This window comes from Streptomyces sp. NPDC022910 (genome assembly GCF_055561075.1).
The window spans coordinates 204846-231129 of sequence record NZ_JBVHHL010000007.1 but is presented as its reverse complement, the minus strand read 5'-3'; the positions used below and the strand labels follow the sequence as shown (position 1 = coordinate 231129).

At 70.3% G+C, this 26284-nt stretch carries 22 protein-coding genes, 2 pseudogenes and 1 riboswitch; of the genes and pseudogenes, 12 read left to right on the top strand and 12 right to left on the bottom strand.

Annotation, left to right across the window (positions count from 1 at the left end; translation table 11 throughout):
• Window positions 1-20 precede the first annotated feature (20 nt).
• Window positions 21-521: a hypothetical protein gene (locus tag ACZ3TS_RS10045; RefSeq protein ID WP_467615655.1), complete on the bottom strand. Its 501-nt coding sequence runs from the start codon at window positions 519-521 to the stop codon at window positions 21-23.
• 7 nt (window positions 522-528) lie between these two features.
• On the opposite strand from ACZ3TS_RS10045, the gene ACZ3TS_RS10040 reads away from it, so the two are divergent.
• Window positions 529-1986, top strand: coding sequence for a M1 family metallopeptidase (locus ACZ3TS_RS10040; RefSeq protein ID WP_467615736.1), 1458 nt, complete (start codon window positions 529-531; stop codon window positions 1984-1986).
• Window positions 1987-2011: 25 nt separating this feature from the next.
• On the opposite strand, the pseudogene ACZ3TS_RS10035 reads toward ACZ3TS_RS10040, so the two are convergent.
• A pseudogene (locus ACZ3TS_RS10035) lies at window positions 2012-2521 on the bottom strand (GNAT family N-acetyltransferase); the annotation flags it as partial.
• 134 nt (window positions 2522-2655) lie between these two features.
• On the bottom strand, window positions 2656-3231 hold the full coding sequence (locus ACZ3TS_RS10030; RefSeq protein WP_467615653.1) for a TerD family protein: 576 nt from the start codon (window positions 3229-3231) through the stop codon (window positions 2656-2658).
• A 207-nt stretch (window positions 3232-3438) separates the two neighbouring features.
• On the opposite strand from ACZ3TS_RS10030, the gene arfB reads away from it, so the two are divergent.
• Complete coding sequence (arfB, locus tag ACZ3TS_RS10025; RefSeq protein WP_467615650.1) at window positions 3439-3870, top strand: alternative ribosome rescue aminoacyl-tRNA hydrolase ArfB; 432 nt, start codon at window positions 3439-3441, stop codon at window positions 3868-3870.
• A gap of 137 nt (window positions 3871-4007) precedes the next feature.
• Here the strand turns inward: arfB and ACZ3TS_RS10020 are convergent, their stop codons facing one another.
• Window positions 4008-4583: a flavin reductase family protein gene (locus ACZ3TS_RS10020; RefSeq protein ID WP_467615647.1), complete on the bottom strand. Its 576-nt coding sequence runs from the start codon at window positions 4581-4583 to the stop codon at window positions 4008-4010.
• Window positions 4584-5052: 469 nt separating this feature from the next.
• On the opposite strand from ACZ3TS_RS10020, the gene cdgB reads away from it, so the two are divergent.
• Both cdgB and ACZ3TS_RS10010 read left to right on the top strand, forming a co-directional pair.
• On the top strand, window positions 5053-6726 hold the full coding sequence (gene cdgB / locus ACZ3TS_RS10015) for a diguanylate cyclase CdgB (protein WP_467615644.1): 1674 nt from the start codon (window positions 5053-5055) through the stop codon (window positions 6724-6726).
• Window positions 6727-6844: 118 nt separating this feature from the next.
• Window positions 6845-7804, top strand: coding sequence for a CBM35 domain-containing protein (locus tag ACZ3TS_RS10010; protein ID WP_467615642.1), 960 nt, complete (start codon window positions 6845-6847; stop codon window positions 7802-7804).
• 16 nt (window positions 7805-7820) lie between these two features.
• Here the strand turns inward: ACZ3TS_RS10010 and ACZ3TS_RS10005 are convergent, their stop codons facing one another.
• The 3 genes from ACZ3TS_RS10005 to ACZ3TS_RS09995 all read right to left on the bottom strand — a co-directional run bounded on the left by ACZ3TS_RS10005 (window position 7821) and on the right by ACZ3TS_RS09995 (window position 10995).
• Entirely contained in the window at window positions 7821-8750 is a 930-nt protein-coding gene (locus tag ACZ3TS_RS10005) for a 1-phosphofructokinase family hexose kinase (RefSeq protein ID WP_467615640.1), read from the bottom strand.
• A gap of 158 nt (window positions 8751-8908) precedes the next feature.
• Complete coding sequence (gene nagA, locus ACZ3TS_RS10000; RefSeq protein ID WP_467615638.1) at window positions 8909-10051, bottom strand: N-acetylglucosamine-6-phosphate deacetylase; 1143 nt, start codon at window positions 10049-10051, stop codon at window positions 8909-8911.
• Window positions 10051-10995 carry an ROK family protein gene (locus ACZ3TS_RS09995; protein ID WP_467615636.1) on the bottom strand — a complete coding sequence of 315 codons (945 nt, stop codon included), beginning with the start codon at window positions 10993-10995 and terminating at the stop codon, window positions 10051-10053. The genes nagA and ACZ3TS_RS09995 overlap by 1 nt, the downstream gene beginning before the upstream one ends.
• A 104-nt stretch (window positions 10996-11099) precedes the next feature.
• Here ACZ3TS_RS09995 and ACZ3TS_RS09990 point away from each other — a divergent pair, with 104 nt between their 5' ends.
• The 3 genes from ACZ3TS_RS09990 to otsB all read left to right on the top strand — a co-directional run bounded on the left by ACZ3TS_RS09990 (window position 11100) and on the right by otsB (window position 13608).
• Window positions 11100-12386: an ABC transporter substrate-binding protein gene (locus tag ACZ3TS_RS09990; RefSeq protein WP_467615734.1), complete on the top strand. Its 1287-nt coding sequence runs from the start codon at window positions 11100-11102 to the stop codon at window positions 12384-12386.
• Between the two features lie 71 nt (window positions 12387-12457).
• Entirely contained in the window at window positions 12458-12685 is a 228-nt protein-coding gene (locus ACZ3TS_RS09985; RefSeq protein ID WP_467615633.1) for a DUF3263 domain-containing protein, read from the top strand.
• A gap of 77 nt (window positions 12686-12762) precedes the next feature.
• Window positions 12763-13608: a trehalose-phosphatase gene (otsB, locus tag ACZ3TS_RS09980; RefSeq protein ID WP_467615630.1), complete on the top strand. Its 846-nt coding sequence runs from the start codon at window positions 12763-12765 to the stop codon at window positions 13606-13608.
• Between the two features lie 94 nt (window positions 13609-13702).
• On the opposite strand, the gene ACZ3TS_RS09975 is transcribed toward otsB, so the two are convergent.
• Window positions 13703-15133 (bottom strand): alpha,alpha-trehalose-phosphate synthase (UDP-forming), encoded by a 1431-nt coding sequence (locus tag ACZ3TS_RS09975; protein ID WP_467615628.1) that lies wholly within the window; start codon window positions 15131-15133, stop codon window positions 13703-13705.
• A gap of 69 nt (window positions 15134-15202) precedes the next feature.
• Entirely contained in the window at window positions 15203-16147 is a 945-nt protein-coding gene (locus tag ACZ3TS_RS09970; RefSeq protein ID WP_467615625.1) for a glucosyl-3-phosphoglycerate synthase, read from the bottom strand.
• A gap of 204 nt (window positions 16148-16351) precedes the next feature.
• Window positions 16352-16509, top strand: a riboswitch (SAM riboswitch).
• A gap of 18 nt (window positions 16510-16527) precedes the next feature.
• Here ACZ3TS_RS09970 and thrC point away from each other — a divergent pair.
• From thrC to groL, 4 genes are all read left to right on the top strand, one after another.
• Entirely contained in the window at window positions 16528-17808 is a 1281-nt protein-coding gene (gene thrC / locus ACZ3TS_RS09965) for a threonine synthase (protein ID WP_467615622.1), read from the top strand.
• Between the two features lie 44 nt (window positions 17809-17852).
• On the top strand, window positions 17853-18128 hold the full coding sequence (locus ACZ3TS_RS09960) for a MoaD/ThiS family protein (protein ID WP_467615619.1): 276 nt from the start codon (window positions 17853-17855) through the stop codon (window positions 18126-18128).
• 449 nt (window positions 18129-18577) lie between these two features.
• The gene (locus ACZ3TS_RS09955; RefSeq protein WP_009339379.1) at window positions 18578-18781 is read left to right on the top strand and encodes a cold-shock protein; all 204 of its coding nucleotides are present in this window, start codon (window positions 18578-18580) and stop codon (window positions 18779-18781) included.
• A gap of 441 nt (window positions 18782-19222) precedes the next feature.
• Entirely contained in the window at window positions 19223-20845 is a 1623-nt protein-coding gene (gene groL, locus ACZ3TS_RS09950) for a chaperonin GroEL (protein WP_467615616.1), read from the top strand.
• Between the two features lie 107 nt (window positions 20846-20952).
• On the opposite strand, the gene ACZ3TS_RS09945 is transcribed toward groL, so the two are convergent.
• On the bottom strand, window positions 20953-23439 hold the full coding sequence (locus ACZ3TS_RS09945; protein ID WP_467615614.1) for a phospholipase D-like domain-containing protein: 2487 nt from the start codon (window positions 23437-23439) through the stop codon (window positions 20953-20955).
• 97 nt (window positions 23440-23536) lie between these two features.
• Here ACZ3TS_RS09945 and ACZ3TS_RS09940 point away from each other — a divergent pair.
• A pseudogene (locus ACZ3TS_RS09940) lies at window positions 23537-24046 on the top strand (MFS transporter); the annotation flags it as partial.
• Window positions 24047-24327: 281 nt separating this feature from the next.
• On the opposite strand, the gene murQ reads toward ACZ3TS_RS09940, so the two are convergent.
• On the bottom strand, window positions 24328-25263 hold the full coding sequence (gene murQ / locus ACZ3TS_RS09935) for an N-acetylmuramic acid 6-phosphate etherase (protein WP_467615611.1): 936 nt from the start codon (window positions 25261-25263) through the stop codon (window positions 24328-24330).
• A gap of 52 nt (window positions 25264-25315) precedes the next feature.
• The gene (locus ACZ3TS_RS09930) at window positions 25316-26254 is read right to left on the bottom strand and encodes a MurR/RpiR family transcriptional regulator (protein WP_467615608.1); all 939 of its coding nucleotides are present in this window, start codon (window positions 26252-26254) and stop codon (window positions 25316-25318) included.
• Window positions 26255-26284: the final 30 nt, after the last annotated feature.

The window sequence follows — 26284 nt, the reverse complement described above, 5'->3', positions numbered from 1 at the left end:
GGGAGGGTGGCGATCAGGACCTAGCGCACTCTGGGAAAACGGGCCTGAAGCGTCCAGATCGCCGGGTTCTCGCCGAGGTCCTCATGCAGGTCCGTGAGGTCGGCGATCAGATCGTGCAGGAAGTCACGTGACTCGCGGCGCAGTTCGGCGTGGGAGAAGGTCAGCGGCGGCTCGGCCGGCGGCAGCCACTCCGCCTCGATGTCCACCCAGCCGAAGCGGCGCTCGAAGAGCATGCGGTCGGGGGACTCGGTGAAGTCCAGCTCCGCTTGCTGAGGACGGGCGGCGCGGCTGCCGAGCGGGTCGCGGTCGAGCCGCTCGGCGATGTCGCACAGCGCCCACGCGAAGTCGAGCACCGGCACCCATCCCCAGGCTGTGGACAGCTCCCGGTCCGTCTCGGTGTCGGCGAGATAGACGTCACCGCAGAACAGGTCGTGCCGCAGGGCGTGGACGTCCGCGCGGCGGTAGTCGGTCTGCGGGGGGTCGGGGAAGCGGTTGGAGAGGGCGTAGCCGATGTCGAGCACGGGGGCGATGGTGTCACGCCGCGGCCGTCCCCTCCGTTCCGGGCCGCCCCATAGGATCGCGATCGTGTCCCGATCCGTACGCCTTGTCCCGGCCCTGTTCCTGGCCGTCGCGCTCACCGCGTGCGAGGGCGGTGTGCACGGCGCTCCCGGCGGCCTCGGTCTGCGCGACCCGTACTTCCCGAGGATGGGCAACGGCGGGTACGACGTCACGCACTACGCCCTGACCCTCGCCTACGACCCGGGCCGCCGTCAGCTCACCGGCACGGCGGTGATCACGGCACGCGCGACCGGGGACCTCTCCGCGTTCGCGCTGGACCTGAAGGGGCTGGACGTGGCCTCCGTCACGGTCGAGGGCCACGCCGCCCGCTGGAGCCGTGCCGGGCAGGAGCTGACCGTGCGCCCGGCCGACGACCTCGACCAGGGCGAGACGTTCAGCACGACGGTGCGCTACTCGGGCACGCCGGAGACGATCACCGACGCCGACGGTTCGAAGGAGGGCTGGCTGACCACCGCCGACGGTGCGCTGGCGCTCGGTGAGCCCACGGGGTCGATGGCGTGGTTCCCCGGCAACCATCACCCGTCCGACAAGGCGACGTACGACATCGCGGTGACCGTCCCCCAGGGCACCCAGGCGGTCTCCAACGGAGAGTTGGCGAACGAGAGGACGACGAACGGCCGAACCACCTACGCCTGGCACACCGCCCAGCCGATGCCGAGTTATGTCGCCACGGTCGCGATCGGGCGGTACGACATCACCCGCTCCACCCTGAAGAACGGCCTGCCCGCGTACGTCGCCGTAGACCCGACCCAGGAGCAGGCCGCCGCCAGGGTACTGGCGAAGATCCCGGAGATCATGGAGTGGGAGGAGTACAACTTCGGCCCGTACCCCTTCTCCTCCACCGGTGCGATCGTCGACCGGCCGGACGACTCCGGCTACGCCCTGGAGACGCAGGCCCACCCCGTCTTCCCCGGACCCCCCGACACCGGGACCCTCGTCCACGAGCTCGCCCACCAGTGGTTCGGCAACTCCGTCACACCGAGGAGCTGGCGGGACATGTGGCTCAGCGAGAGCTTCGCGACCTACGCGGAGTGGCTGTGGCAGGAGGACCACGGCGGCGACACGGCCCAGCAGGTCTTCGACGCGCTCTACCGGGGCGACTACCACGACGATCCGGCTGACAACGAGGCGATCTGGGCGTTCCCGCCCGCCAAGCCGCCGAGCGCCGCGCGGATCTCCGACAGCCCCGTCTACGAACGCGGCGCGATGGTCCTCCACAGGATCAGGCAGACCGTCGGCGACGACGCCTTCTACGACGTCATCCAGGGCTGGGCGGCCGGCCGTCGTCATGGGAACGCGGACACCGCCGACTTCACGGCGTATGTCGAGAAGAAGGCGCCGGACAAGGACTTCCGCGCGATCTGGCGGGACTGGCTGTACGGGGACGGGAAGCCGGAGCACGCGTAGCCTCGGCGACGGTGACCTTCTACCGCAGCTCCTTGCGCAGCACGGCGCACGGGCGGCCGTGTCGGCGGTCCGGGCGGTGGTCGATCGTCCCGTAGCCGAGGGCCGTCCAGAAGGCGAGGGCTGCGGGGTTGTTCTCCAGCACCGCGAGACGTACGGCGGTGCGGCCCGTGGCGCGGAAACGGTCCTCCACGAGGGACACCAGCTGTCGGCCGTACCCCTGCCGCTGCATGCCCGCGTCCACCATCAGCAGACCGATCCACGGGTCCGGGTCGGCCGGGTCGGGGTGGTGGGCGAGGGTGATCGCGATTCCCGCGAGGCGTCCGCTGCTGCGGGCGAGCAGGACCTCGGCGTCCGGGTTCGCCAACTCGTCGGCCAGCGCTGCCGCCACCTGCTCCGGGCGGATGTCGTCCGGGTCGGGAAAGTCGCCGCTGAGGGCGTTGAAGTCGCGTTGGGAGGCGTAGAGCGCGGTGACTTCGGTGAGCAGCGGGGCCGGGATGTCGCGGTCGGGGGAGAGAGGGAGGGGCTCGAGGATCACGGAGGTCAACGTATCGCGGACGCGGCGTGCGACCTCGGGACAGTACGGGCCCCGAGACCTGGGGGCAGGCGGGAGCCCCCGGGCTCACGGCGCACCGTGGCCCAGGGACTCCCGCACCGGTGTCCTCGGAGACGTCAGACGTTGACGCCGAAGTCCTGGGCGATGCCGACCAGGCCCGAGGCGTAGCCCTGGCCGACCGCGCGGAACTTCCACTCCGCGCCGTTGCGGTACAGCTCGCCGAAGATCATGGCCGTCTCGGTGGCCGCGTCCTCCGACAGGTCGTAGCGGGCGATCTCCTGGCCGCCGGCCTGGTTGACGATACGGATGTACGCGTTGCGCACCTGGCCGAAGTTCTGCGAGCGGGACTCGGCGTCGTAGATGGAGACCGGGAAGACGACCTTCTCGATGTCGGCCGGGAGTGTGGCGAGGTTGACGTTGATCGCCTCGTCGTCGCCGGCCCCCTCACCCGTCCGGTTGTCACCCGTGTGGACGATCGTGTTGTCCGGGGTCTGCTTGTTGTTGAAGAAGACGAAGTGCTGGTCGGAGTAGACCTTGCCCTGGGTGTTGACCGCGATCGCGGAGGCGTCGAGGTCGAAGTCCGTGCCGGTGGTGGTGCGGACGTCCCAGCCGAGGCCCACGGTGACGGCGGTCAGGCCCGGAGCCTCCTTGGTGAGCGAGACGTTGCCACCCTTGGACAGGCTTACAGCCATTGTTGGGAGTCCCTTCCCTCGGTTCGCGTACGCGGTGCGGTACCTGCGGGCTTCGTATGGGCACGAAGCTACAGCTACCGGTACCAACGCCAAGAGGGGTCCCTGTGGTTCCGGATCTCTTTACTTTCTTTACCCGGAATCTTCGGCGGGGCCGGCACCGGTGATATTCGCGTGACGTGGACCGGACAGTCGCGCGACGATGGAGGCATGTCCGGTCCGTACCTCATCCGTGGCTCCGTCTCGCTCCCCGAGGCCGAGCTCATGTGGCGTTTCTCGAGGTCGTCCGGGCCGGGTGGACAGCACGTCAACACGAGCGACACACAGGTCGAGTTGTGTTTCGACCTCGCGGGGACCGAGGCGCTGCCCCCGGTGTGGAAGGAGCGCGCCCTGGAGCGGCTGGCCGGCCGGCTCGTCGACGGAGTCGTCACCGTGCGCGCCTCCGAGCACCGTTCGCAGTGGCGCAACCGCGAGGCCGCCGCCGTACGCCTCGCCTCCCTGCTCGCCGAGGCGACGGCGCCGCCGCCGAAGCCGCGGAAACCGACCCGCATCCCGCGTGGCATCAACGAACGGCGGCTGCGCCAGAAGAAGCAGCGCTCGGAAACCAAGCGGGGGCGGTCGAGGCGGGACTGGAGTCAGTAAGCGCCGCATTCGAATTCGCGACGGAAAAGCCGTCACCGGGAAAGCGAATTCCCTGCCCGCGAGTTCTCCTGATCCGGTGTCCGGGGATCGCAAGGGGGCTCCGCCCGGATCCCGCGGCCCTCGGCCGACGCGGCCCCTCAGCCCAGATGCCGGTAGCGGCCCCGGAAGTACACGAGCGGTCCTCCCTCCGCGCTCGGTACCCGGGCCTTCAGCACCCGGCCGATGACCAGCGTGTGGTCACCGGCCGCCACACGCTGTTCCGTGCGGCACTCCAGGGTCGCCAGGGCGCCTCCGACCAAGAGGGCGCCGGAGGCCTCTCCGCGGATGTACGGGATGTCCTCGAACAGCAGCCGGTCGCTGATGCGGCCCTTCATCGCGAAGCGGCCCGCGATGTGCCGCTGGCTCTCCGACAGCACGGAGACGGCCCACAGGGGCTGCTCGTCGAGCAGGTCGTCCATACGGGAACCCTCACGCAGGCTGACCAGGACCAGGGGTGGGTCCAGGGAGACCGACATGAAGGCCGTCGCGGTCATGCCGACGTCTTCACCGCTCGGCCCCTGGGGGTCCAGCGCGGGCTCGTGCGAGGTCACCAGAACCACGCCCGCGGCCAGCCGGGACATGGCGGCGCGGAACTCGTCGTTGCTCACCCCCTCAGGATGCCCGGCGGCGGGCGGGGCGGCGGGCACGGACGGGGTAGGGGGAGTCTTCAGCACGCCGGGAACGCTAGTCGGCGCCCCCGGGCTCGCACATCGGCCCCGGGCCCGAACCGCGGCCTAGGACCATCGGCGGACGCCGCGTGAGGGCGCCCGGTGGCGTCGGTGGCCTGTGCACCCCGGACGAGCCGGGCGGGGGCCGGTCCGTAAACTCAACGCGCCCTGGCCCACTCTCAGTTGGCAGGTATGATCACAGAATCTGCACAGGTCCCTTAATTGCGGTCGGTAAACGCGCAGGGAGAACGCGGAAACCCCACTCAATTGCTCATGTTTCGCTGTGACTTGAGTCACAGGTGCCGTATTTTGTTGACCCTGTGTACCTAGTGGGCAGCGCGCTGTGATTCAGTGGCGGGGACGCTGCACGACGCTACGCGAGGAGTACGCCGAGTAGCGCACGGAGGAAAACCGGGAGAACCGTAGTACACCGACGCGTCCCTGGAGTCGCTGCGAGACCTCGAGGGGAGGGCGAATGGAGACCGAGTCGGAGCCGTATGTCCGTCTTGCGACCCTGCGGCAGCTGCACCAGGTCATGGCGAACATGAACACCGCCCGCAGCCTGGCGGACACGCTGCAGACGGTCGCCGACGGCATCGTCACCGGCCTCGGCTACGAGTTGGCGGCCGTCAACCTCGTACGCCCGGACGGCGACCTCGTCGTCGCCGCATTCGCCGGGAACTCCGCCGCCGAGTCGCTGATCACGGGCCGCGTCGGCTCCCGCGCCTCCTGGGATCGCCGGCTGAACATGGGGGAGGCCTGGGGCGACCTGCGGTTCATACCGCACACGGAGGGCTGGATCCTCGACGAGGACGACGTGCCGCAGTGGTACACCGACGGCCCCGAGCCCCGCTTCGAGGACGAGTGGCATCCCTCCGACCGCCTCTTCGCGCCCATGTACACGCCGAGCGTCCAGGGCGCCTGCGGTGAACTCATCGGGGTGATCTCCGTCGACAGGCCGCGCAACGGGCGGCGGCCCGGCGCCTGGGGCCGCGAGGCGCTCCAGATGTACGCCTTCCAGGCGGCCATCGCCATCAGCAACGCCCGCCTGAGAGCGAACATGCAGCGGGCCCTGGTCCGCCTGGAGCGGGAGCAGCAGGCCCTGCGCGCCAGCGAGGAGTCCTTCCGGCAGGCCTTCGAGTACGCCCCCTCCGGCATGGCCATCGCCGAGATGGGCGGCGACCAGCACGGGCGGATCCTGCGCACCAACGACGCGCTGTGCCGCCTGCTGGGCCGGCCCGCCTCCGCCATGCGCCGCTACTCGTTCTCGGACCTCGTCCACCCCGAGGACATCGGCACGCTCCTGCGGACCTCCGCCGAGGGCGGACGGGCCGAACTGAGGCTCGGGCGCCGGGACGGCACGTACGTCTGGGTCTCCCTGCGCAACTCCGTCGTCGCCGACGTCGCCGACGGGCCCCGCTTCCTGCTCACCCATGTCGAGGACATCGAGGAGCGCAAGCGCCGCGAGCTGCAGCTCGCCCACCGGGCCTCGCACGACTCGCTCACGGGCCTGCCCAACTCCGCCGAGCTGCGCTCCCGCCTGTCCGCCCGCCTCTGCCAGCGCCCGCAGTCCCTGCCGCCGGGCGCGGCCGGCTCCCTGGACGCCGTGCACGGCGAGTACGGGACGGACCACCCGGCGGTGTTCGACGGCAACGGGCACACCTTCGACTTCCATGCAGGCCCGGGCCCCTACGACGCCTTCGACCACCATGTGCACACCGTCGCCCCCGACACCCACACCGACGACGGCACCAAGGGGCTCGCGGTGCTCTTCTGCGACCTCGACGGCTTCAAGTCGATCAACGACCGCTTCGGGCACAACGCGGGCGACGCGGTCCTCATCGAGGTCGCCGGGCGGCTCAGCCGCGGAGTGCGCGACGGGGACACGGTCGCCCGGCTCGGCGGTGACGAGTTCGTCGTCCTCGCGGACGGGCTCGGCAAGGCCGACGCCCAGGACCTCGCGGTGCGCCTGCGCAACGAGATCATCCAGCCGATCCGGGTCGACGGCCGTGCCATGCGCGTCGGCGCGAGCTTCGGCATCGGCTGGGCGCACTGTGGCATGACGGCGGACGAAGTGTTGAAATCCGCTGACGAACGGATGTACGTAGAGAAACGTTCTCGTCCCAAACAGCATCGGCGGGCCGGATAAACACCAGGTCAGTGCGTGGGTGATGGGAAGAGCATCCGTTTGGGGGCCGCGGACCGGGTAGGCTCGCCATTCAGCCACGTACGCATCTGGACCCGCACCTGCTGAGGAGTACCAAGGGATGACGCCCGGCAACAACGGCGCGAGCACGCCCGAGGACGAGGACCCGTTCGGCTACCTCTACGCCGACGGCCAGGCCAACGGCGCACAGCCGCCCACGGGTGGTTACGGCTACCCGGGCTCCGTCAACAGAGTGCGTGCGGTCGGCGAGCGCCAGTACGGCCAGCCACAGGCCCCGACGGCCGCCTACGGCCAGGTCCCGCAGCAGCAGGCGTACGGCCAGGCCCAGGCCCCCTACGGCCAGCCCAACGCGCACTACGCCGCGCCCGAGACCGTGCCGGGCGGCGCCCCCACGACGCGTCAGGCGGCGCCGGTGGGCGCGGGCGGCGGCGGACGCGGCCGTGGCCCCAACACCAAGGGCCTGCTGATCGGCGCGATCGCGGTGGTCGCCGCGGTGGTGATCGGCATCGGCGTCGCCATGATCGGCGGTGACTCGGGCGACGGCAAGGACGGCGCCCAGGCGGACGCCAGCGCGTCGACCGGGCAGAGCGCGTCCCCGAGTCAGTCCGCCACCCAGCAGTCGTCGGACGACGCCAAGTTGCCGACCATCGACGCGAAGGCGCTGCGCCTGGAGGGCGGCACCACCACCGCGTCCGACGTCAAGGGCGCCAAGGCCGACGGCGGTGTCTACGTCCAGGGCTTCAACAACGTCGGCGCCGCCGTGACCTGGAGCGTGGACGTCCCCTCGACCGGCAAGTACACGCTGTACACCGGCTACGGCGTACCCGGCGTCGACGCCACGGCCACCCTCACGGTCAACGGCACGGCTCAGACCACTCCCATGTCCCTGAAGAACTGGGCGCAGGCGCCCGAGGGAGACTGGGAGAAGGGCTGGACGAAGACGTACAACTACATCCAGCTCAACAAGGGCACCAACACGGTCCGGATCTCCTGTGAGCAGGGGAACCAGTGCAACGCCTACCTCGACCAGTTGTGGCTGGTGAAGGGCTGGCCCAAGTAGCCGGTCCCCGGGGACCTCACGCCGCTGTGGCCTCCCCCGTCACCGCCACCTGGTCCAGCAGTTCCTCGTAGGCGCGGCGGTCGAACTCGCCCGCCGCCGGGGCCAGTACGGTCGCCGCGGAGAGAGCCACCGCCCGGGCCAGGCGGCCGGGCCACGGCAGGTGTTCCACCAGGCCCGACAGCAGGCCCGCGACGGCGGAGTCGCCCGCGCCCGCCGGGTTGCCCCGGAGCCGGCGCGGCGGAGCAGCCCGCCAGCGGCCCTCCGCGTTCACGGCGAGCAGGCCCTCCGCGCCCAGCGAGGCGACCACGGTGTGCGCACCGCGCCGACGGGCGTCCCGGGTGGCCTGCAACGGCTCGTGGGAGCCGGTGAGTTCGGCCAGTTCGTCGGCGTTCGGCTTGACCACGTCCGGGCGGGCGGCCACCCCGCGGCGCAAAGGCTCACCGCCCGTGTCGAGCAGCACGGGCACGCCCGCAGCACGCGCGGTGCGTACCAGTTGGGCGTATGCCCCCACCGGCACGCCCGGCGGCAGACTGCCGCACAGGGCCACCGCGGCGGCCGAGGGCACCAGGTCCCCGTACGCCTCCAGGAAGGCAGACCATTCGGCGGGGGCTATCACCGGGCCCGGCTCGTTGAGTTGGGTGGTGTCGCCGGTCGTCTCGTCGACGACCGCGATCGTGCGCCGGGTCGCGCCCTCGACCGGGACGAGCGCGTCCACCACGCCGGGCGTGCGGCTGAGCGCGTCCTGGACGGAGCGGCCCGTCGCGCCGCCCGTGAAGCCGGTGGCGGTCACCTCGTGGCCGAGCGTGGCCAGCACCCGGGCGACGTTCAGGCCCTTGCCGCCGGGCCGTTCGGCCACCTCGGTCACCCGGTGCGAGGCGTGCGGCCTCAGCGCCCGTACGCGATAGGTGATGTCGAGAGCGGTGTTCAGCGTGACCGTCAGGATCACCTGGGGACCTCCCTCGGAAGTCGTGACGGCGCGGTGCGTGGGCCCGGGGTTCCAGATTGCGCTTGCCGTCGGCGTGTGCGGAGGCTCGATCATGCCAAATGAGTCGGCGGTCGGCCCAGTCCCCGGGGCCGACCGCCGTACGTCAACAAGTGGACGAATCAGCCCAGTTGCGGATCGACCACCCACTCGCCGCGGCGCATCACGCCCTTGAGGGCGAAGTCGGCGTCCAGCAGCACCAGGTCGGCGTCCTTGCCGGGCTCCAGTGAGCCCACCCGGTCGTAGAGGCCAAGCAGCTTCGCCGGGTTGGCCGAGATGGCCGTGACGACGTCCTCCACGGGCAGCCGGTCGACGGTGACCGCCCGCTGGAACGCGCGGTCGAGGGTGAGCGTCGAGCCGGCGATCGAGCCGCCCTCCACCAGGCGCGCGACACCCTCACTGACCTCGACCTCCAGCGGGCCGAGCATGTACCGTCCGTCGCCGATGCCGGCCGCGTCCATGGCGTCCGTGATGAACGCGACCCGCCCCGCGCCCGCGTGATGGAACGCCAGCTGGAGGGAGGCGGGGTGCAGATGCGTGCCGTCGTCGATCAGTTCGACCGTGATCCGCTCGTCCTCCAGGAGCGCGGCGATGGGGCCGGGTGCGCGATGGCCGAGCGGCGGCATCGCGTTGAAGAGGTGGGTCGCGACCGTGGCGCCCGCCGCGATGGCCTCCACCGTCTGCTCGTACGTCGCGTCCGTGTGCCCGATCGCCGCGATCACGCCGTGCTCGGCGAGCAGCCGCACGGAGTCGATGCCGCCGGGCAGTTCGGTGGCGAGGGTGACCATCTTCGCGTGGCCGCGGGCGGCGTCGATCAGCTTGCGGACCTCCGCGGGATCCGGGTCGCGCAGCAGTTCCTCGGAGTGCGCGCCCTTGCGGCACGGCGAGATGAACGGCCCCTCGAAGTGGATGCCGGCGACGTCGCCCTGCTCGGCGAGCTCCGACAGCAGCCCGGCCTGCTGGGCCAGGACGTCCATGTCGTTCGTGACGGTCGAGGCGACGAGGGTGGTGGTGCCGTGCAGCCGGTGGGTGCGGACGGCCGTCAGGGCCTCCTCGGCCGTGCCCGAGAAGGACGCGCCGCCACCGCCGTGGTTGTGGATGTCGACGAAGCCGGGGACCAGCCAGTGGCCGCGCACGTCGACGATCTCCGCGTTCTCGGGCGCGGTGCCGGCGATCCGCGCGCCCTCCACGACGAGACGGCCGTCGTCCACGGTCCCGGTGGGCAGCACCACCTGGGCACCGGCGAGAACCTTGCTAGTGGCCATCAGGTGGTTACCTCCGAACGGTCAGTGGTTTCGAGGAGATCCCAGGCGAGGAGCCCCGCGCCCAGGCATCCGGCGGTGTCCCCCAGCGCCGCGGGGACGATCGACGGCAGTTTCTGGAAGGCGATCCGCCGCCGGACGGCATCCCGCAGCGGTGTGAACAACGTTTCCCCCGCCTCGGCGAGCCCGCCACCGATGATGAGCGTGCGCGGGTCCAGCAGGGTGAGGGCGGTGACCAGGCCGTCGGCGAGCGCGTCCACGGCCTCCTGCCAGATCCGCACGGCGTTCGGATCACCGGACGCGACGGCCTTCGCACAGTCCGCGGCGTCCGCCTCCGGGTCCCCGGACGCCGCGGCCCACGCCCCGCTCACCGCCGCCGCGGACGCGTACCGCTCCAGACAGCCGCGCTGGCCGCACGGACACGGGGTCCCGCCGGGCCGTACGACGACATGGCCGATCTCGCCCGCGAAGCCGTGCGCGCCGGCCTCCACACGACCGCCGATGCCGATGGCGCCGGCGATGCCGGTGCCGAGGGGCACGAACAGGAAGCGGTCCGCTCCCTTGCCCGCCCCGATGCGGCCCTCGGCGAGCCCGCCGGTGCGCACGTCGTGCCCCAGTGCGACGGGCACGCCGCCGAGACGGCTGCTGAGCAGTTCACGGAGGGGTACGTCACGCCAGCCGAGGTTGGCCGAATAGGCGGCGATGCCGCGGTCGGCGTCCACGATGCCGGGGACGGCGACGCCGACGGCGGCCGCCGGTCCGCCGAAGTGCCGCTCACCGTGCGCGCGCAGCTCGACGGCGAACCCGAGGATCGACTCCACCACGGCATCGGGCCCGCGCTCGCGCCCGGTGGCCCGGCGCGACTGGTGCAGCAGCTCGCCCCCGGCCCCTACCAGGGCGGCCTTCATCCCGGTGCCGCCCACATCGAGGGCGATGACATGTCTCACGGAGACAGTGTGGCGCCTGGACCGCAAGAGGTCTAGTCCACTTACGTGGTGTAGACCTTATGTTGATATTCCACATGGCGAGACAGCAGGGTTGGTCAAGAGCAGTGCAGCGGCGCAGGACGCGTGGAACGACGTGGCGGAAGGGTCTGATCGCGGCGGTGTCCGCACTGGGGATGACGGGGGCGCTGGCGGCCTGCGGAGGTTCGGCCGGCTCCGGGGACGTGACGCTGCGGCTGGTGGCCGCGGACTACGGGGACTCGGCCGCGAACAGCTCCAAGAAGTACTGGGACAAGCTGGTCCAGGACTTCGAGGCGGGACACCCCGGGATCAAGGTCGAGGTCAGCGTCTACTCCTGGAACGACGTCGACCGCAAGGTCAAGGAGATGGTGGCCGCGGGCGACGCGCCCGACTTGGCGCAGATCGGGGCGTACGCGGACTACGCGGCGGCGGGGAAGCTGTACCAGGCCGACGAGGTGCTCTCGATCCCCGTCCAGGCGGACTTCGCCTCTGAGCTGAGCGACGCGGGAAAGGTGAACCGCGTCCAGTACGGCATGCCCTTCGCGGCGTCCACGCGGCTCCTCTTCTACAACAAGACGTTGTTCGCCCGCGCGGGGATCACCCCGCCGACGAGCTGGAGCGAGCTCGCGACGGACGCCCAGGCGCTGAAGGCCAAGGGGGTGAAGTTCCCCTACGCGCTGCCCCTGGGACCGGAGGAGGCGCAGGCGGAGACGATGCAGTGGCTGTTGAGCGGCGGTGACGGCTACCTGGACGGCTTCGGCTCCTACAACCTCGATTCGACCCAGAACGTGGCCACATTCAACTGGCTCAAGGACGAGCTGGTGGACAAGGGGCTGACGGGTCCGGTGGCGCCTGCGGAGCTGGACCGGGCCGACGCCTTCTCCGCCTTCACCCGCGGGGAGGTCGGCATGCTGAACGGCCACCCCTCGCTGATGAAGGCGGCCAGGGCGAAGGGCGTGGCCTTCGGCATGGTGCCGATGCCCGGGATCAACGGCCGGGCGAAGTCGACGATGGGCGTGGCGGACTGGATGACGGCGTTCAAGGAGAACGGCCACAAGGACCAGATCCGCAAGTTCCTCGACTATGTGTACGACGAGAAGAACGTGCTCTCGTTCTCGCGCGAGTACGACCTTTTGCCGGTGACGAACTCGGCGCAGGAGGCGATGTCGGCGTCGTCCCGGGACGCGGACCTGGCGCCCTTCCTCAAGGAGCTGCCGACCTCGGAGCTGTACCCGGTCGGCAAGACGTCCTGGGCGGGCGTCAGCGCGAACATCAAGAAGCAGATAGGCAAGGCCGTCGGCTCCAACGGCAGCCCGGCGGCGATCCTGGGCCAGCTGCAGCGGGCGGCGGTCACGGCGGACAACGCGGCATAGCCTGCGGCGGGCCGGCCGGGACTCGAACGCCGGACGCGCTGAATGTCGGTCCCTGCGGCTACCGTTCCCCCATGGACGAGCTCACCCCCGGCGAAAAGGCCATCCTCGCCCTGGAGGGACGCGGTTTCTCCGGGGCGGGGGCCAAGGAGCGTGCCATACGTGAGCAGCTCGGCCTGGCCCCCGTCCGCTACTACCAGCTGCTCAACGCCCTCCTCGACGACCCGAGAGCACTCGCGCACGCCCCGGTCACCGTCAACCGGCTCCGCCGCATCCGCGAGTCCCGCCGCGCCGAGCGCTGAGCGTGCCGCGTGGCGGGGCACACCGGCCCAGCGCCGAGCCATGGGTGCGCCCACCCCGGCGCGGATAGGGTCGTCCCATGGGCAGCCACACGGACTCCTTGCCGACGCCCGCCACCCCGGCCGGGCGTGACGGTCTCGACGCCATCCTCACGCGGCCCCAGCGGGCCGTCCTCGCGTTCGACTTCGACGGGACGCTCGCCCCGATCGTCCCCGACCCCGACCAGGCCCGCGCCCACCCCGACGCGGTCCCCGCCCTCGCGGCCCTCGCCCCGAAGGTCGCCTCCGTCGCGGTCGTCACCGGCCGCCCCGCCGACGTCGCCGTCCGCCACGGCGGTTTCGCCGGCGTACCCGGACTCGAACGCCTCGTGGTCCTCGGCCATTACGGCGCCGAACGCTGGGACGCCCGCACCGGCACCCTGCACGCCCCCGCCCCGCACCCCGGTGTCACCGTCGTGCGGGCCGAGCTCCCCGGGCTCCTCGACCGGATCGGCCCGTGGGAAGGGACGTGGATCGAGGACAAGGGGCGCTCCGTCGCCGTGCACACCCGCCGCGCCGAAGATCCGCAGGCCGCTTTCGACGCCCTCCGGGAGCCCCTCACCGACCTCGCCACCAGCCACGGCCTGATCGTCGAACCGGGCCGCCTGGTCCTGGAGCTGCGCCCGCCGGGCATGGACAAGGGAGTGGCCCTGCTGGAGTACGTGCGCGAGATCGGTGCAGGAGCGGTCATGTACGCCGGCGACGACCTCGGCGACCTCCCTGCCTTCGCCGCCGTCGACAAGCTCCGCTCGGACGGCGTTCCGGGCCTGCTCCTGTGCAGCGGCAGCGAGGAGGTCACGGAACTGGCCGAACGCGCGGACCTGGTGGTCGACGGCCCTGGAGGAGTGGTGGAATTCCTGAGGTCATTGGCGCAGAGGCTCAGTTGAGGCGTCTCCAAAGGAGCGCGGGGCTGTGTCGATATGCGGCTCCGCCGCATGGGCGCGACCAGCCCCCACCGGCCCCCACCCGACAACAACCCGGTCAAACGCCCAACGCGGCCAACTGATCCAGGAACCACCGGGCCGGAGGAAGCGCCGTGGCCTGAGCAGCAAGCCGCTTCGTGCGTTCCGCGCGCTCCCCCGGCCCCATGGACAGCGCCTCGTGCAGCGCCGCAGCCATGCCCACGATGTCGTACGGGTTCACCGCCACCGCGTCCTCGGCCAGCTCCTCGTATGCCCCGGCCTCCCGGGACAGCACCAGCGCGCAGCCCTCGTCGGAGACCACCGGGACCTCCTTGGCGACCAGGTTCATGCCGTCCCGGATGGGATTCACGAGGGCCACGTCCGCCAGCCGGTACGCGGCCAGCGAGCGCGCGAAGTCGTCCTTCACATGCAGCTCCACGGGGGTCCAGCCCGGCGTCCGGTAGCGGGCGTTGATCTCCGCCGCCACCCGCTGAACCTCCGCCGTGTACTCGCGGTAGACGGCCAGGTCCTGGCGGGACGGGTACGCGAAGGCGACGTGGACGACCCGTTCGCGCCACTCCGGACGCGACTCCAGCAGCTCCCGGTACGCGAGCAGTCCCCGCACGATGTTCTTCGACAACTCGGTGCGGTCCACCCGCACGATCGTCTTCCGGGGCCTGCCGTCGGGTGCCGTGCCGATCTGCTGCCGCAGCGTCGCCATGCGCTCGTTCACGTCCGGCTGGTGCGCCCGCTGCCGCAGGAAGTCGGCGTCCGCGCCCAGCCCGTGCACACCGATACGCGTGCCCGAGGGGATGCCGGGGCCCAGGATCGCGTGACAGCAGTCCGTGAACGCGTCCGCCCAGCGCTGGGTGAGGAAGGCCGCCCGGTCCGCGCCCAGGATCCCGCCGAGCACCTGCGCCGCGATGTCGTCGGGCAGCAGACGGAAGTACTCGGGCGGCGCCCAGGGCGTGTGCGAGAAGTGGCCGATCCGCAGGTCGGGCCGCAGCCCGCGGAGCATCCGGGGGGCCAGGGTGAGGTGGTAGTCCTGGATCAGGACCGCCGCGCCGTCACCCGCCTCCTGGGCGAGCGCCTCGGCGAAGGCGCGGTTGTACGTCTCGTACGCCGCCCACTGACGCCGGAACCCCGTGTCGAAGACCGGCTCCAGGGGTGTCTGGTACAGCATGTGGTGGACGAACCACAGCACCGAGTTCGCGATGCCGTTGTACGCGTCCGTGTACACCTGCGGGTCGATGTCGAGCATCCGTACGCGCTGGCCGCCGGTGTCGGCCGGATCCAGCGCACCACCCGTCCGCCGGACGGCCTCGCGGTCGCCGTCGCCGAGCGCGGAGCAGACCCAGACCGCGTCCGCGTCCGGGCCGATGGCGGAAAGGCCCGAGACCAGTCCGCCACCGCCGCGCCTGGCAGTGAGCTGCCCGGTCTCGTCCAGCGCGTACGAGACCGGGCCGCGGTTGGAGGCGACGAGTACGGAAGCCATATGGGTGGAAGCCATGCCACGAAACTTAGCCCGGGCCTGAAACGCTCAAACGTTCCATTCGGCCGTATGCGGAACCGTATACAACTACGCGGCCTTTCGTTCCACGTACTCTTCGATGTCCGCCATCGGCGGCCTCTCCTCGGTGTCCACCGAGTACGTCCGCGGCTCGAAGCGCCCCTCGACCCGGTCGAACTGAGTGAGGGAGGGGCGGATCAGATGGCCGCGGGCCAGGCGGAGCTGTGCGGTGCGGTAGATCGCGGCGGCCATGCGGCCCAGCGCCTGGCCGTCCTGGTGGCGGTGTTTGCGCACGCCCACGTCGACCTGGGCGAGGGCGTCCAGGCCCACCAGGTGGAGGGCGTCGACCAGCATGCCCAGCTCCACCCCGTACCCCACCGGGAACGGGAGCTGTTCCAGCAGGGAGCGGCGGGCCGCGTACTCGCCGCCGAGCGGCTGTACGAAACCGGCCAGCTGAGGCCAGTGCATGTTGAGCAGCGGGCGCGCCATCAGTTCCGTGACGCGTCCGCCCTGGCCCGCCGTACCGCCGAGCGGACGGTCGTACATCGCCTTCACCAGGTCCACGCCGGGGTCGGTGAGCAGCGGGCCCACGATTCCTGAGACGAAGTCCGACGAGAACTCCCTCAGGTCCGCGTCGATGAAGCAGACGATGTCTCCACTGGTGACGAGCAGGGAGCGCCACAGCACCTCTCCCTTGCCGGGTACGGCCGGGATGCGCGGCAGGATCGCGTCGCGGTGCACCACCTTCGCGCCGGCCGCCGCGGCGACCTCGGAGGTGCGGTCGGTCGAGCCCGAGTCGACGACGACGATCTCGTCGACGAGCGGAACCTGCTGCATGAGGTCGTGCCGGATGGCGGCGACGATGTCGCCGACCGTCTCCTCCTCGTTGAGAGCGGGCAGCACGACGCTGACCGATGAGCCCGAGGTGCGTTTCGCGGCCAGGATCTTGTGGAGCGGGCGATCGGTGACGGACCAGGAGCGGGTGCTCAGCCAGCGCTCGACTTCTTCCAGCACAGTCTGCGGCTCCTCACGTTCGTACGGTGGTCGGCAAAAGGGATCTTCGCGTGGGGTTCTTCCAACGGGTGCCTGTTGTGATCCATCTCGCGGTTCGGACGACTATCTCAACTGTCCTGGCCTTCGGTTACAGTCTTGAACAACGCCGGTGACCATCGCATGTCGGGGGTCGCCGCCGCTCGTACCAGTGAAACAACCACATACAGCTCATCCAGAGGGGCAGAGGGACACGGCCCGATGAAGCCCCGGCAACCCTCCAGTCGGTTTCTCGTAGATCAGTGTTGATCGTCTCCGCGAGGCTCCCGGCTAGGGAAGGTGCCAAATCCGTCTCACGGCGAGATGCGTCGTGAGGAAGATGAGGAGAAAGGGCCTCGCCTGACATGGCTGTGCAGACAGTTGCAAGCTCCACGAACTCCGTGAACCTCGGTCCCGCCGTCGCCCTGTCCTGCCGTGAGTGCGGTCACCGGGTGCCGCTCGGCCCGGTCTTCGCCTGCGAGGAGTGTTTCGGCCCGCTGGAGATCGCGTACGACTTCTCGGGCTACGACACCGAGGAACTGCGGAAGCGTATCGAGGCGGGCCCCGCGAACATCTGGCGCTACGCGCCACTGCTGCCGGTCCCGGCGGACGTCGCCGACAAGCCGAACCTCAACCCGGGCTGGACCAAGCTCGTCAAGGCCGACAACCTGGCGCGCGAGCTGGGCGTGACCGGCGGGTTGTATGTGAAGGACGACTCCGGTAACCCGACGCACTCCTTCAAGGACCGCGTGGTCGCCCAGGCGCTGGAGGCGGCCCGCGTCTTCGGCTTCACCACCCTCTCCTGCTCCTCCACCGGCAACCTCGCGGGCGCGGTCGGCGCCGCCGCGGCCCGCGCCGGCTTCCGCTCCTGCGTCTTCATCCCGCACGACCTCGAGCAGGGCAAGGTCGTCATGGCCGCGATCTACGGCGGCGACCTCGTCGGCATCGAGGGCAACTACGACGACGTGAACCGCTTCTGCTCCGAGCTGATCGGCGACCCGGCCGGCGAGGGCTGGGGCTTCGTCAACGTCAACCTCCGTCCGTACTACGCGGAGGGGTCCAAGACCCTGGCGTACGAGATCGCCGAGCAACTGGGCTGGCGACTGCCCGACCAGATCGTGGTTCCCATCGCCTCCGGCTCGCAGCTGACGAAGATCGACAAGGGTCTGCAGGAGCTGATCAAGCTCGGGCTCGTCGAGGACAGGCCGTACAAGATCTTCGGTGCGCAGGCCGAGGGCTGCTCGCCGGTGTCGGTCGCGTTCAAGGGGGGCCACGACGTGGTGCGGCCGCAGAAGCCGCACACCATCGCCAAGTCGCTGGCGATCGGCAACCCGGCGGACGGCCCCTACGTCCTGGACATCGCCCGCCGCACGGGCGGCGCCGTGGAGGATGTGACGGACGAGCAGATCGTCGACGCCATCAAGCTGCTCGCCCGCACCGAGGGGATCTTCGCCGAGACGGCCGGTGGCGTGACCGTCGGCGTCACGCGCAAGCTCATCGAGAACGGCGTCCTCGACCCGGCCAAGACGACGGTCGTCCTCAACACCGGTGACGGCCTCAAGACGCTGGACGCGGTGGCCGGCACGGGGCTGACCGCGACGATCCGCCCCAACCTGGAGTCCTTCCGCGAGGCCGGGCTCGCATAAGCGCCCGTCCCGCCAGCCGCATCCGACCGGAGGTCACACATCCCATGAGCGTCACCGTCCGCATCCCCACCATCCTGCGCACCTACACGGGTGGCCAGGCCGAGGTGACCGCCGATGGCGCGACCCTCGCCGAGGTCATCGCCGACCTGGAGAAGAACCACGCCGGTATCGCCGCCCGCGTCCTGGACGACCAGGGCAAGCTGCGCCGCTTCGTCAACGTGTACGTCAACGACGACGACGTCCGCTTCGAGCAGGGCCTTCAGACGGCGACGCCGGACGGCGCGGGCGTCTCCATCATCCCGGCGGTGGCGGGCGGCTGACGGTCGCTCAGCCGCGTGACCATTACCCTCGGTAACGCCGGTCACCGAGAGTTCATCGAATTGCCCTCTCCGTGAGAGAAACGGAGGGGGCAATTCTGCATGGTTGAGCACGGTAGAGTTGGGGAACCCGCTCCCGGTCTCCCCGCCGGGTTCCCCGAGTTTCTGCCGCGCGCCCGACAAGAAGTCGCCAAACTGTGCAGGGCTTTTGCGCCATTCATTCCTTTTATGGGGCCCGACTTGCCCTGAATTCGGGTGAATTCTTCGTACATTCCCGACCGGGCGTGCCCGGAATTCTCGTCCGATTGACCTGTTGCAGACGGCAGTTGGACAGATACATTCAGCCGCGGTCGACGCGTTCCGGCGCACGCCCCCAACCGTTGGGGGGTGAGGTCTGACCCGGATCCGCGAAGTGTGGATCTGTGCAAGGGCCAGTAATAGGGGAGTTAGGCATGGCTCAGGGCACCGTCAAGTGGTTCAACGCGGAGAAGGGGTACGGCTTCATCGCGGTCGACGGTGGTGCGGATGTATTCGTCCACTACAGCGCGATCCAGATGGACGGCTACCGCACCCTGGAAGAGGGCCAGCGGGTCGAGTTCGAGATCTCGCAGGGTCAGAAGGGGCCGCAGGCGGACATGGTCCGTCTGGCAGGTTGAGGTTGCGCGCCGACGACTGAACTGTTCGACGTGTCGAGGGGCTCGTATCCCGTTGGGGGTACGAGCCCCTCGGTCTGTCCGGGGCGGGTCGGCGGGCGGTACGCAACGCAGCGTTCACCCGGAGATGGGCCGGAGGTCGCCTGCTCCCGCCCGTCACCCGACCACCACCCCTCAAGGAGCCCGCTTCGCGGGCGCGCCTTGCTCCCGCCCGTCACCCGACCACCACCCCTCAAGGAGCCCGCTTCGCGGGCGCGCCTTGCACTCTCGGGGGGCGAGTGCTAATCATTGGCGTTAGCACTCTGAAGGTGAGAGTGACAAAGAAGGACCGGGTCGGTGAGGCCGCGGACCGGGAGGGGCAAGGAACCTCCGGCCGGGGCCGTCCGTCGCGGGCGCGGGCGCGGTCCGAAGTAATCACCCCCAGTCCTGGAGGGACCACTTCACATGGCCAAGATCATCGCGTTCGACGAGGAGGCGCGGCGTGGCCTCGAGCGCGGCATGAACCAGCTCGCGGACGCCGTCAAGGTGACCCTCGGCCCCAAGGGCCGCAACGTCGTCCTCGAGAAGAAGTGGGGCGCCCCCACGATCACCAACGACGGCGTCTCCATCGCCAAGGAGATCGAGCTCGAGGACCCGTACGAGAAGATCGGCGCCGAGCTGGTCAAGGAAGTCGCCAAGAAGACGGACGACGTCGCCGGTGACGGTACGACCACCGCGACCGTCCTCGCCCAGGCCCTGGTCAAGGAAGGCCTGCGCAACGTAGCCGCCGGTGCCAACCCGATGGCCCTCAAGCGCGGTATCGAGAAGGCCGTCGAGGCCGTCTCCGCCGCCCTGCTGGAGCAGGCGAAGGACGTCGAGACCAAGGAGCAGATCGCCTCCACGGCCTCCATCTCCGCCGCCGACACCCAGATCGGCGAGCTCATCGCCGAGGCCATGGACAAGGTCGGCAAGGAAGGCGTCATCACCGTCGAGGAGTCCCAGACCTTCGGTCTGGAGCTCGAGCTCACCGAGGGTATGCGCTTCGACAAGGGCTACATCTCGGCGTACTTCGCCACCGACATGGAGCGTATGGAGGCCGTCCTCGACGACCCGTACATCCTGATCGCCAACTCCAAGATCTCCTCGGTCAAGGATCTGCTCCCGCTCCTCGAGAAGGTCATGCAGTCGGGCAAGCCGCTGCTGATCATCGCCGAGGACGTCGAGGGCGAGGCCCTGTCGACCCTGGTCGTCAACAAGATCCGCGGCACCTTCAAGTCCGTCGCCGTCAAGGCCCCGGGCTTCGGCGACCGCCGCAAGGCCATGCTCGGCGACATCGCCATCCTCACGGGCGGCGAGGTCATCTCCGAGGAGGTCGGCCTCAAGCTGGAGAACGCGACCCTGGACCTCCTGGGCCGCGCCCGCAAGGTCGTCATCACCAAGGACGAGACCACCATCGTCGACGGTGCCGGCTCCGCCGACCAGGTCGCGGGCCGCGTGAACCAGATCCGCGCCGAGATCGAGAACAGCGACTCCGACTACGACCGCGAGAAGCTGCAGGAGCGCCTGGCGAAGCTGGCCGGCGGTGTCGCGGTCATCAAGGCCGGTGCCGCCACCGAGGTCGAGCTCAAGGAGCGCAAGCACCGCATCGAGGACGCCGTTCGCAACGCGAAGGCGGCCGTCGAGGAGGGCATCGTCGCCGGCGGTGGCGTGGCCCTGATCCAGGCCTCCTCGGTCTTCGAGAAGCTGGAGCTGAACGGCGACGAGGCCACCGGTGCCGCCGCCGTCAAGCTGGCGCTCGAGGCCCCGCTGAAGCAGATCGCCGTCAACGCCGGCCTCGAGGGCGGCGTCGTGGTGGAGAAGGTGCGCAACCTGACCCCGGGCCACGGCCTGAACGCCGCGACCGGCGAGTACGTCGACCTGGTCAAGGAAGGCATCATCGACCCGGCGAAGGTGACCCGTTCCGCCCTGCAGAACGCCGCCTCCATCGCCGCGCTGTTCCTCACCACCGAGGCCGTCATCGCCGACAAGCCGGAGAAGGCCGCCGCGCCCGCCGGTGGCGGCATGCCGGGCGGTGACATGGACTTCTGATCCGGCTGCCTCCCGAGGCTCGAGGATCAGGTTCGTCCTGCACGTACCGAGGGCGGCACCCCTGCTTCCAGGGGTGCCGCCCTCGGGCGTTCACACTGTGCGAGACATCAGGAGTTGCTGAACGCGTCGCGCAGCCGCATCTCGTTGAAGCCGTTGCCGTCGTAGTCGTCCGAGTACGTCAGCGCCAGGCGGCCGTTCGGGGCGATGGTCACGGCCGGGCCGCCCTGGCCTCCGCCGGTCACCACGTTCATCCGGTAGGCGGGGAGCCTGCCGGTCGTCGTGCCGTCCGCGTTGAAGCCGCGGGCCCACACGTCGTCCTTGCCCGCGTACGGGGTCCCGTTGATGTTCACGTCGAAGGCTTCCCTCCACGCGACCACGAAGCTGCCGTCGTCGGCGACCGCGACATCCGCGACGTCCTGGTCTGAGATCGGCCGCTTGCTGTCGACGTACGGGCCGCTCGCGGTGCCGTCCTCGGTGGTCCGCTGCTCCGCCGCCGTGGCGCTGCCGGTCGCCGAGAAGATGCGGTGGTAGATCCGCTGCGGGCGCACGAGCGTGCCGGTGCCGGTGGTGTACTCGTCCGTCCACGCCACGACGAAACGGCCGTCACCCGTCGACGCCACCGCCGGCTTGGTCTGCTGCCCGTCGGTCAGGGAGTTGCCCACCTTGCGGGCCACGGCGAAGCCGCCCGAGGTGTTCAGCTTCGCGACACCGATGTTGACGCCGCCGTTGCCGTCCGCGTCCTCTTCCCAGACGATCACGGTGTTCCCGGCGTCGTCGATCGCCGCGTCGGCGTAGCGGTTCGACCCGGCGGCTCCCGAGTTGATCGTGCTGACCTGGACGTCCTGGTAGCGCAGCGTGCCGGTCGCGGACCAGCTGCTCGCGTACACCTGGTTGAGCGTGGAGCCGTCGGCCGTGCTCTCCCAGGCCACGCTGTAGGAGCCGTCGCCGGCCACCGCGACCGTCGGCCGCAGCTGGTCCCCGTCACCGGAGGCGTGCGGCCGCGGCAGGGTGGACACCGTGCCGTCCGAAGTCACCTTGCGCACGGCGATGTCGGCGTACTTGTTGCCGTCGTCGTCCTTGGCCCAGACGACGATCGCGTCGCCCTGGTCGTCCACGCCGACGTCGGGCTTCTGGTGCGACCAGGTCGCGCCGGTGCCGCTGTTGCTCAGCAGCTTCTCGTCCCACAGGGGCGCGCCGTCCTTGTACATGCGGATGTACACGTCGGTGCCCAGCTCGGTGTCCGAGGAGTCGTGCCGGTCGCCCTGCTCGTACACCACCGCGGTGTAGACGGACGACGTGCCGCCGGAGGCGATGGCGCTGTAGTGCTGGTCGCCGTTGGCCTGCACGTTGACCCGTGAGTAGTGCTGGGACGTCGAGCCGTACTTCGCGGCGTCGATGTCGACCGCGCCCGAGCGCACCTTGTTGAAGTTGGCGACGTAGGCCTGGTAGGTCCCCGGGTCGTCGATGCGCAGCAGCGTCTCGTCGTTCGTCTTCAGCGAACCCGCGGTCCAGTTGTGGGAGCCCGTGTACACGTGCTGGACCTTGGTGCCGTCGGCCTTCGTCCACTCCGTCAGCAGGTACTTGGAGTGGGTGGTGCCGTGGTTGCAGGAGGACCCGGCCGAGGACTTGTAGCGGCAGCCGCCCGGGCGGTTGCCGTAGGCCGCGATGTCGAGGGCGGTCAGGTCGTTGATGCCGTTGTTGCCGCCGCCGTCACTGAGGTCGCGGGCGTTCACGTCGACGCTGCATCCCTGGGACCGCTTCGCCTCCAGGGCGTCGTAGACGGCCGGGCGGGTGGTCCGCTGGTCGAGTTCTGCCGCCGAGATCCTGATCTCCCCGTCGATCGAGCAGTCGACCTGGTCGATGAACGAGGCGAGGATGTCGGCGTTGCCGTAGTGGGAGGCGTCCGAGGCGGTGTCACGCGGGAAGAAGAACGCCTCGACCGCAGAGCCCGGGTCGCCGGTGGTGTAGTTGTACGTCGTGTGCAGGCTGTCGCCGACGTGCCTCACCTGGTCGTTGAAGTGCGCGCGGTACCGGGAGGCAAGGGTCGCGTTGTTGGACACGACGACCGCGTTGTTGATCTCGCCGTCCTGGCCGCCCGCGAGGTTTTGCGAGCTCTGCCAGACGACGTCCTTGCGGCCGTCGGTGAGCGCGTCGAACACGATGTACTTGTCGTGGTCGATCGCGTTCGTGTCGCCCGAGCCGTTGCCCAGGCAGCCTCGTGAGCACCAGGTGAGGGTGGAGTTGCCCGTCAGTGTCAGACTGTCCAGATCGCTGCTCGGCCGGTTCGCCGACTCCGAAATGATGCGCAGCGTGACGCCGCGGCTCTGGGCGGCGGTGAGCTTCGCCCGCAGATCCGAGCTGCTGAACCAGTACATGCCCATGTACAGCGTCGAGTTGGGCGCCGCGAGATCGATCAGGTCGCCGACCGAGGTGTTGATCGAGGAGTCGTAGGTCGTGGGCTTCGGATAGGTGAAGACCGACGTGTAGTTCCCGGAGACGACGGTCTCCGCCTGAGCGGTGGCCGGGGCGAGCAGTGCCGCTCCCAGGGCGAAGGGGACGGCGACGGCCGCCGCCCGAGTTATTCGTCTGCCCATCAGTTCCCTTGCGTTCAAACGGTGTTAAGGCCGAGCACACCCTATACACGCGCGTCCCGAGCTCCTGATCACGCGTGGCTCGGCGGGAGCCGGAGCGGTGTCCGGGGGCGGTAGGGCCCCGGGCGGCGTGCGGGCCGGCCTGGTGTGCCTCCTGCTGGCGATCTCCAAGGGCGCCGACTGGGGCTGGGGCAGCGGCACCACCCTCGGCCTGCTCGTGGTCTCCGTCGTCGTCCTGCTGGTGTGGGGCTTCTTCGAACTGCGCGTGGAGCAGCCGCTGGTGGACCTGCGCACCACCGCCCGCCGTCAGGTGCTGGTCACCAACCTCGCCTCCGTGGCGCTCGGTTTCGGCATGTTCGCGATGTCGCTCGTGATTCCGCAGCTCCTGCAGCTGCCCGCGGCCACCGGCTACGGCCTGGGCAAGTCGCTGCTGACCGCCGGTCTGGTCATGGCGCCGTCCGGTCTGGTGATGATGGCGACCGCCCCGGTGTCCGCCGCGGTCTCGCGCGCCAAGGGCCCGAAGGTGACCCTGATGATCGGCGCGCTGATCGTGGCCGTCAGCTACGGCATCAACGTCCTGCTGATGGACCAGGTCTGGCACTTCGTGCTCGTCCACGCCGGCCGCGTCCACTCGGCAAGGGCACCGGAGCGGGGGGAGGCAGAAGGCGTACGTCGCCAGGAAGCCGACCCCGTACGACGTCAGGAGCCCGCCGCATGGATCGCCGCCGTGAGTCCCAGTCCTCTGTTGCCCGCCAGCCGGGGGAACAGGTCCCAGCGCGACCCGGAGGGCGGTGGCCGTGGCGGCGTATGGGGTACCGGGGCACCCGTCGAGCGTGCTGCGCGCAAGCAGCCCTCGTTCTCCTCCGGAAGGCGGGGGCGTGACGTCCCGTGTCAGCCCGCCGCCTTTTCCAGCGCCGTGCGCAGATGCCCTCCGCTCTCCGTGAGCAGCCGCGCCGCCGACGGCCCGTCCACGCCGCCGAGGATCGTCAGGATCGCGTTCTTGACCTCACCGTCCGTGGCCGCAAGGGCGCGCTCGATCTCCTCGTCCGTCGCGCCCGTCGCCAGTGCCACGATGCGGTGGGAGCGGGCGCGCAGCTTGTCGTTGGAGGCGCGGACGTCGACCATCAGGTTTCCGTACGTCTTGCCCAGGCGGATCATCGTGATCGTCGAGAGCATGTTGAGGACCAGCTTCTGCGCCGTGCCCGCCTTCAGACGTGTCGAGCCGGTCAGCAACTCGGGTCCGACCACGATCTCGATGCCGTGGTCAGCGGCGGCCGCGAGGGCGCTGTCCGTGTTGCAGGACAGGCCGACCGTGAGCGCGCCGCGCGCCCGGGCGTGCTCCACCGCGCCGAGGGCGTACGGTGTGCGGCCCGAGGCCGAGATGCCGACCACCGTGTCACGGTCCGTCAGCCCCAGTGCGTCGAGATCCCGGGCCGCGAGCTCCCAGGAGTCCTCCGCGCCCTCCACCGAGGTCACCATCGCACCGGGGCCCCCCGCGATCAGTCCCACCACCTGTGAGGGGTCCGTGGCGAAGGTCGGCGGGCACTCGGACGCGTCCAGGATGCCGAGCCGCCCCGCGGTGCCCGCGCCCGCGTAGACGAGCCGCCCGCCCCGGGCCATCCGCTCGGCGATGGCGTCGATCGCGGCGGCGATCTGCGGGAGCCGCGCGGCGACCGCGGCCGGCACGGTCGCGTCCTCGCCGTTCATGATCTTCGCGATCTCCAGCGTCGGCAGCTGGTCGATCTCGGCCAGCTCGGGACGGAACGCCTCGGTGGTCAGCGTCTCCAGCTCTGCTCGAAGATCACTGGGGCGGGACGAGGAGGACATGTGGACGGCTCTTTCCGGTGCGGCGCTGCTCTGGCAAGAAGACGGACAGGGGCTAGCGCTTTGTTCCGCCACGCGGCCGGTGGCGGTGTGCCAGGGCCTCGTACGATGCGGACAGCGCGGGTGCCGCGGTCTCGTACGTCCGCTGTGCCACGCCGACGAACAGGCAGTCCACGACGAGTAGTTGGCTGGTACGGGAGGACATCGCGGCCGGCCGCAGCTCGCTCTCGCGCGCTGTGGACGTGGTGAGGATGTGGTCGGCGTACTGCGACACGGGCCCGTCCGGGCGGCCGGTGATCGCGACGGTCGACGCGCCGTGTTCGAAGGCGACGCGCAGCGGTTCGATGACGTCGCCGGTGGAACCGGAGTGCGTGATCGCGATCGCCACGTCCTTGGCGCGCAGTTGCACGGCGTTGGTGACGGCGAGGTGCGGGTCGCTGTGTGCATGGGCTATGAGCCCTATCCGCAGCAGCTTCTGGACGAGGTCCTGGGCGACGAGCCCGGACGCCCCGATGCCGTACACGTCGATGCGCCGGGCGGCGGCCAACGCGGCGACGGCAGCGCCGAGTTGCACCGTGTCGAGCCCGGCCGCGGTGTCGGCGAGGGTCTGCTGCTCGTCGTAGGCGAGCTTGGCCACGACGTCGGCGATGGGGTCGTCGACCGCGATGTCGGCGGTGACGGACGGGGCGCGGCCCGACTGCTGCTGGGCGGCGAGGCCCGCGAGGGCGAGCCGCAGGTCCCGGTAGCCGGGGTAGCCGAGGAGGCGGGCCGTGCGGACGACGGTGGCCTCGCTGGTCCCGGTCAGCTCGGCGAGCCCGGTGACCGTGAGGGCCGCGCATCCGGCCGGGTCACCGGCGACGGCCTCGGCGACCCGCTGCATGGACCGGGTCATGGAGGGTGCGAGGGTCCGCACCTTGGCGGCGAGCGCGGCGGGGGCGGGCGGCGCCGACGGGCCCACCGACCTTCCGAAAATTTCCTTCACATCCTGGGTCACAAAGTGAAAGATATTTTCCATTCGGACGTC

Bases quoted from the DNA above. Each gene is read 5' to 3' on its own strand.
- ACZ3TS_RS10040 (WP_467615736.1), top strand. From the start codon at position 529: ATGGTGTCACGCCGCGGCCGTCCCCTCCGTTCCGGGCCGCCCCATAGG.
- ACZ3TS_RS10030 (WP_467615653.1), bottom strand. From the start codon at position 3,231: ATGGCTGTAAGCCTGTCCAAGGGTGGCAACGTCTCGCTCACCAAGGAG.
- arfB (WP_467615650.1), top strand. From the start codon at position 3,439: ATGTCCGGTCCGTACCTCATCCGTGGCTCCGTCTCGCTCCCCGAGGCC.
- cdgB (WP_467615644.1), top strand. From the start codon at position 5,053: ATGGAGACCGAGTCGGAGCCGTATGTCCGTCTTGCGACCCTGCGGCAG.
- ACZ3TS_RS10010 (WP_467615642.1), top strand. From the start codon at position 6,845: ATGACGCCCGGCAACAACGGCGCGAGCACGCCCGAGGACGAGGACCCG.
- nagA (WP_467615638.1), bottom strand. From the start codon at position 10,051: ATGGCCACTAGCAAGGTTCTCGCCGGTGCCCAGGTGGTGCTGCCCACC.
- ACZ3TS_RS09985 (WP_467615633.1), top strand. From the start codon at position 12,458: ATGGACGAGCTCACCCCCGGCGAAAAGGCCATCCTCGCCCTGGAGGGA.
- otsB (WP_467615630.1), top strand. From the start codon at position 12,763: ATGGGCAGCCACACGGACTCCTTGCCGACGCCCGCCACCCCGGCCGGG.
- ACZ3TS_RS09975 (WP_467615628.1), bottom strand. From the start codon at position 15,133: ATGGCTTCCACCCATATGGCTTCCGTACTCGTCGCCTCCAACCGCGGC.
- thrC (WP_467615622.1), top strand. From the start codon at position 16,528: ATGGCTGTGCAGACAGTTGCAAGCTCCACGAACTCCGTGAACCTCGGT.
- ACZ3TS_RS09960 (WP_467615619.1), top strand. From the start codon at position 17,853: ATGAGCGTCACCGTCCGCATCCCCACCATCCTGCGCACCTACACGGGT.
- ACZ3TS_RS09955 (WP_009339379.1), top strand. From the start codon at position 18,578: ATGGCTCAGGGCACCGTCAAGTGGTTCAACGCGGAGAAGGGGTACGGC.
- groL (WP_467615616.1), top strand. From the start codon at position 19,223: ATGGCCAAGATCATCGCGTTCGACGAGGAGGCGCGGCGTGGCCTCGAG.
- ACZ3TS_RS09945 (WP_467615614.1), bottom strand. From the start codon at position 23,439: ATGGGCAGACGAATAACTCGGGCGGCGGCCGTCGCCGTCCCCTTCGCC.
- murQ (WP_467615611.1), bottom strand. From the start codon at position 25,263: ATGTCCTCCTCGTCCCGCCCCAGTGATCTTCGAGCAGAGCTGGAGACG.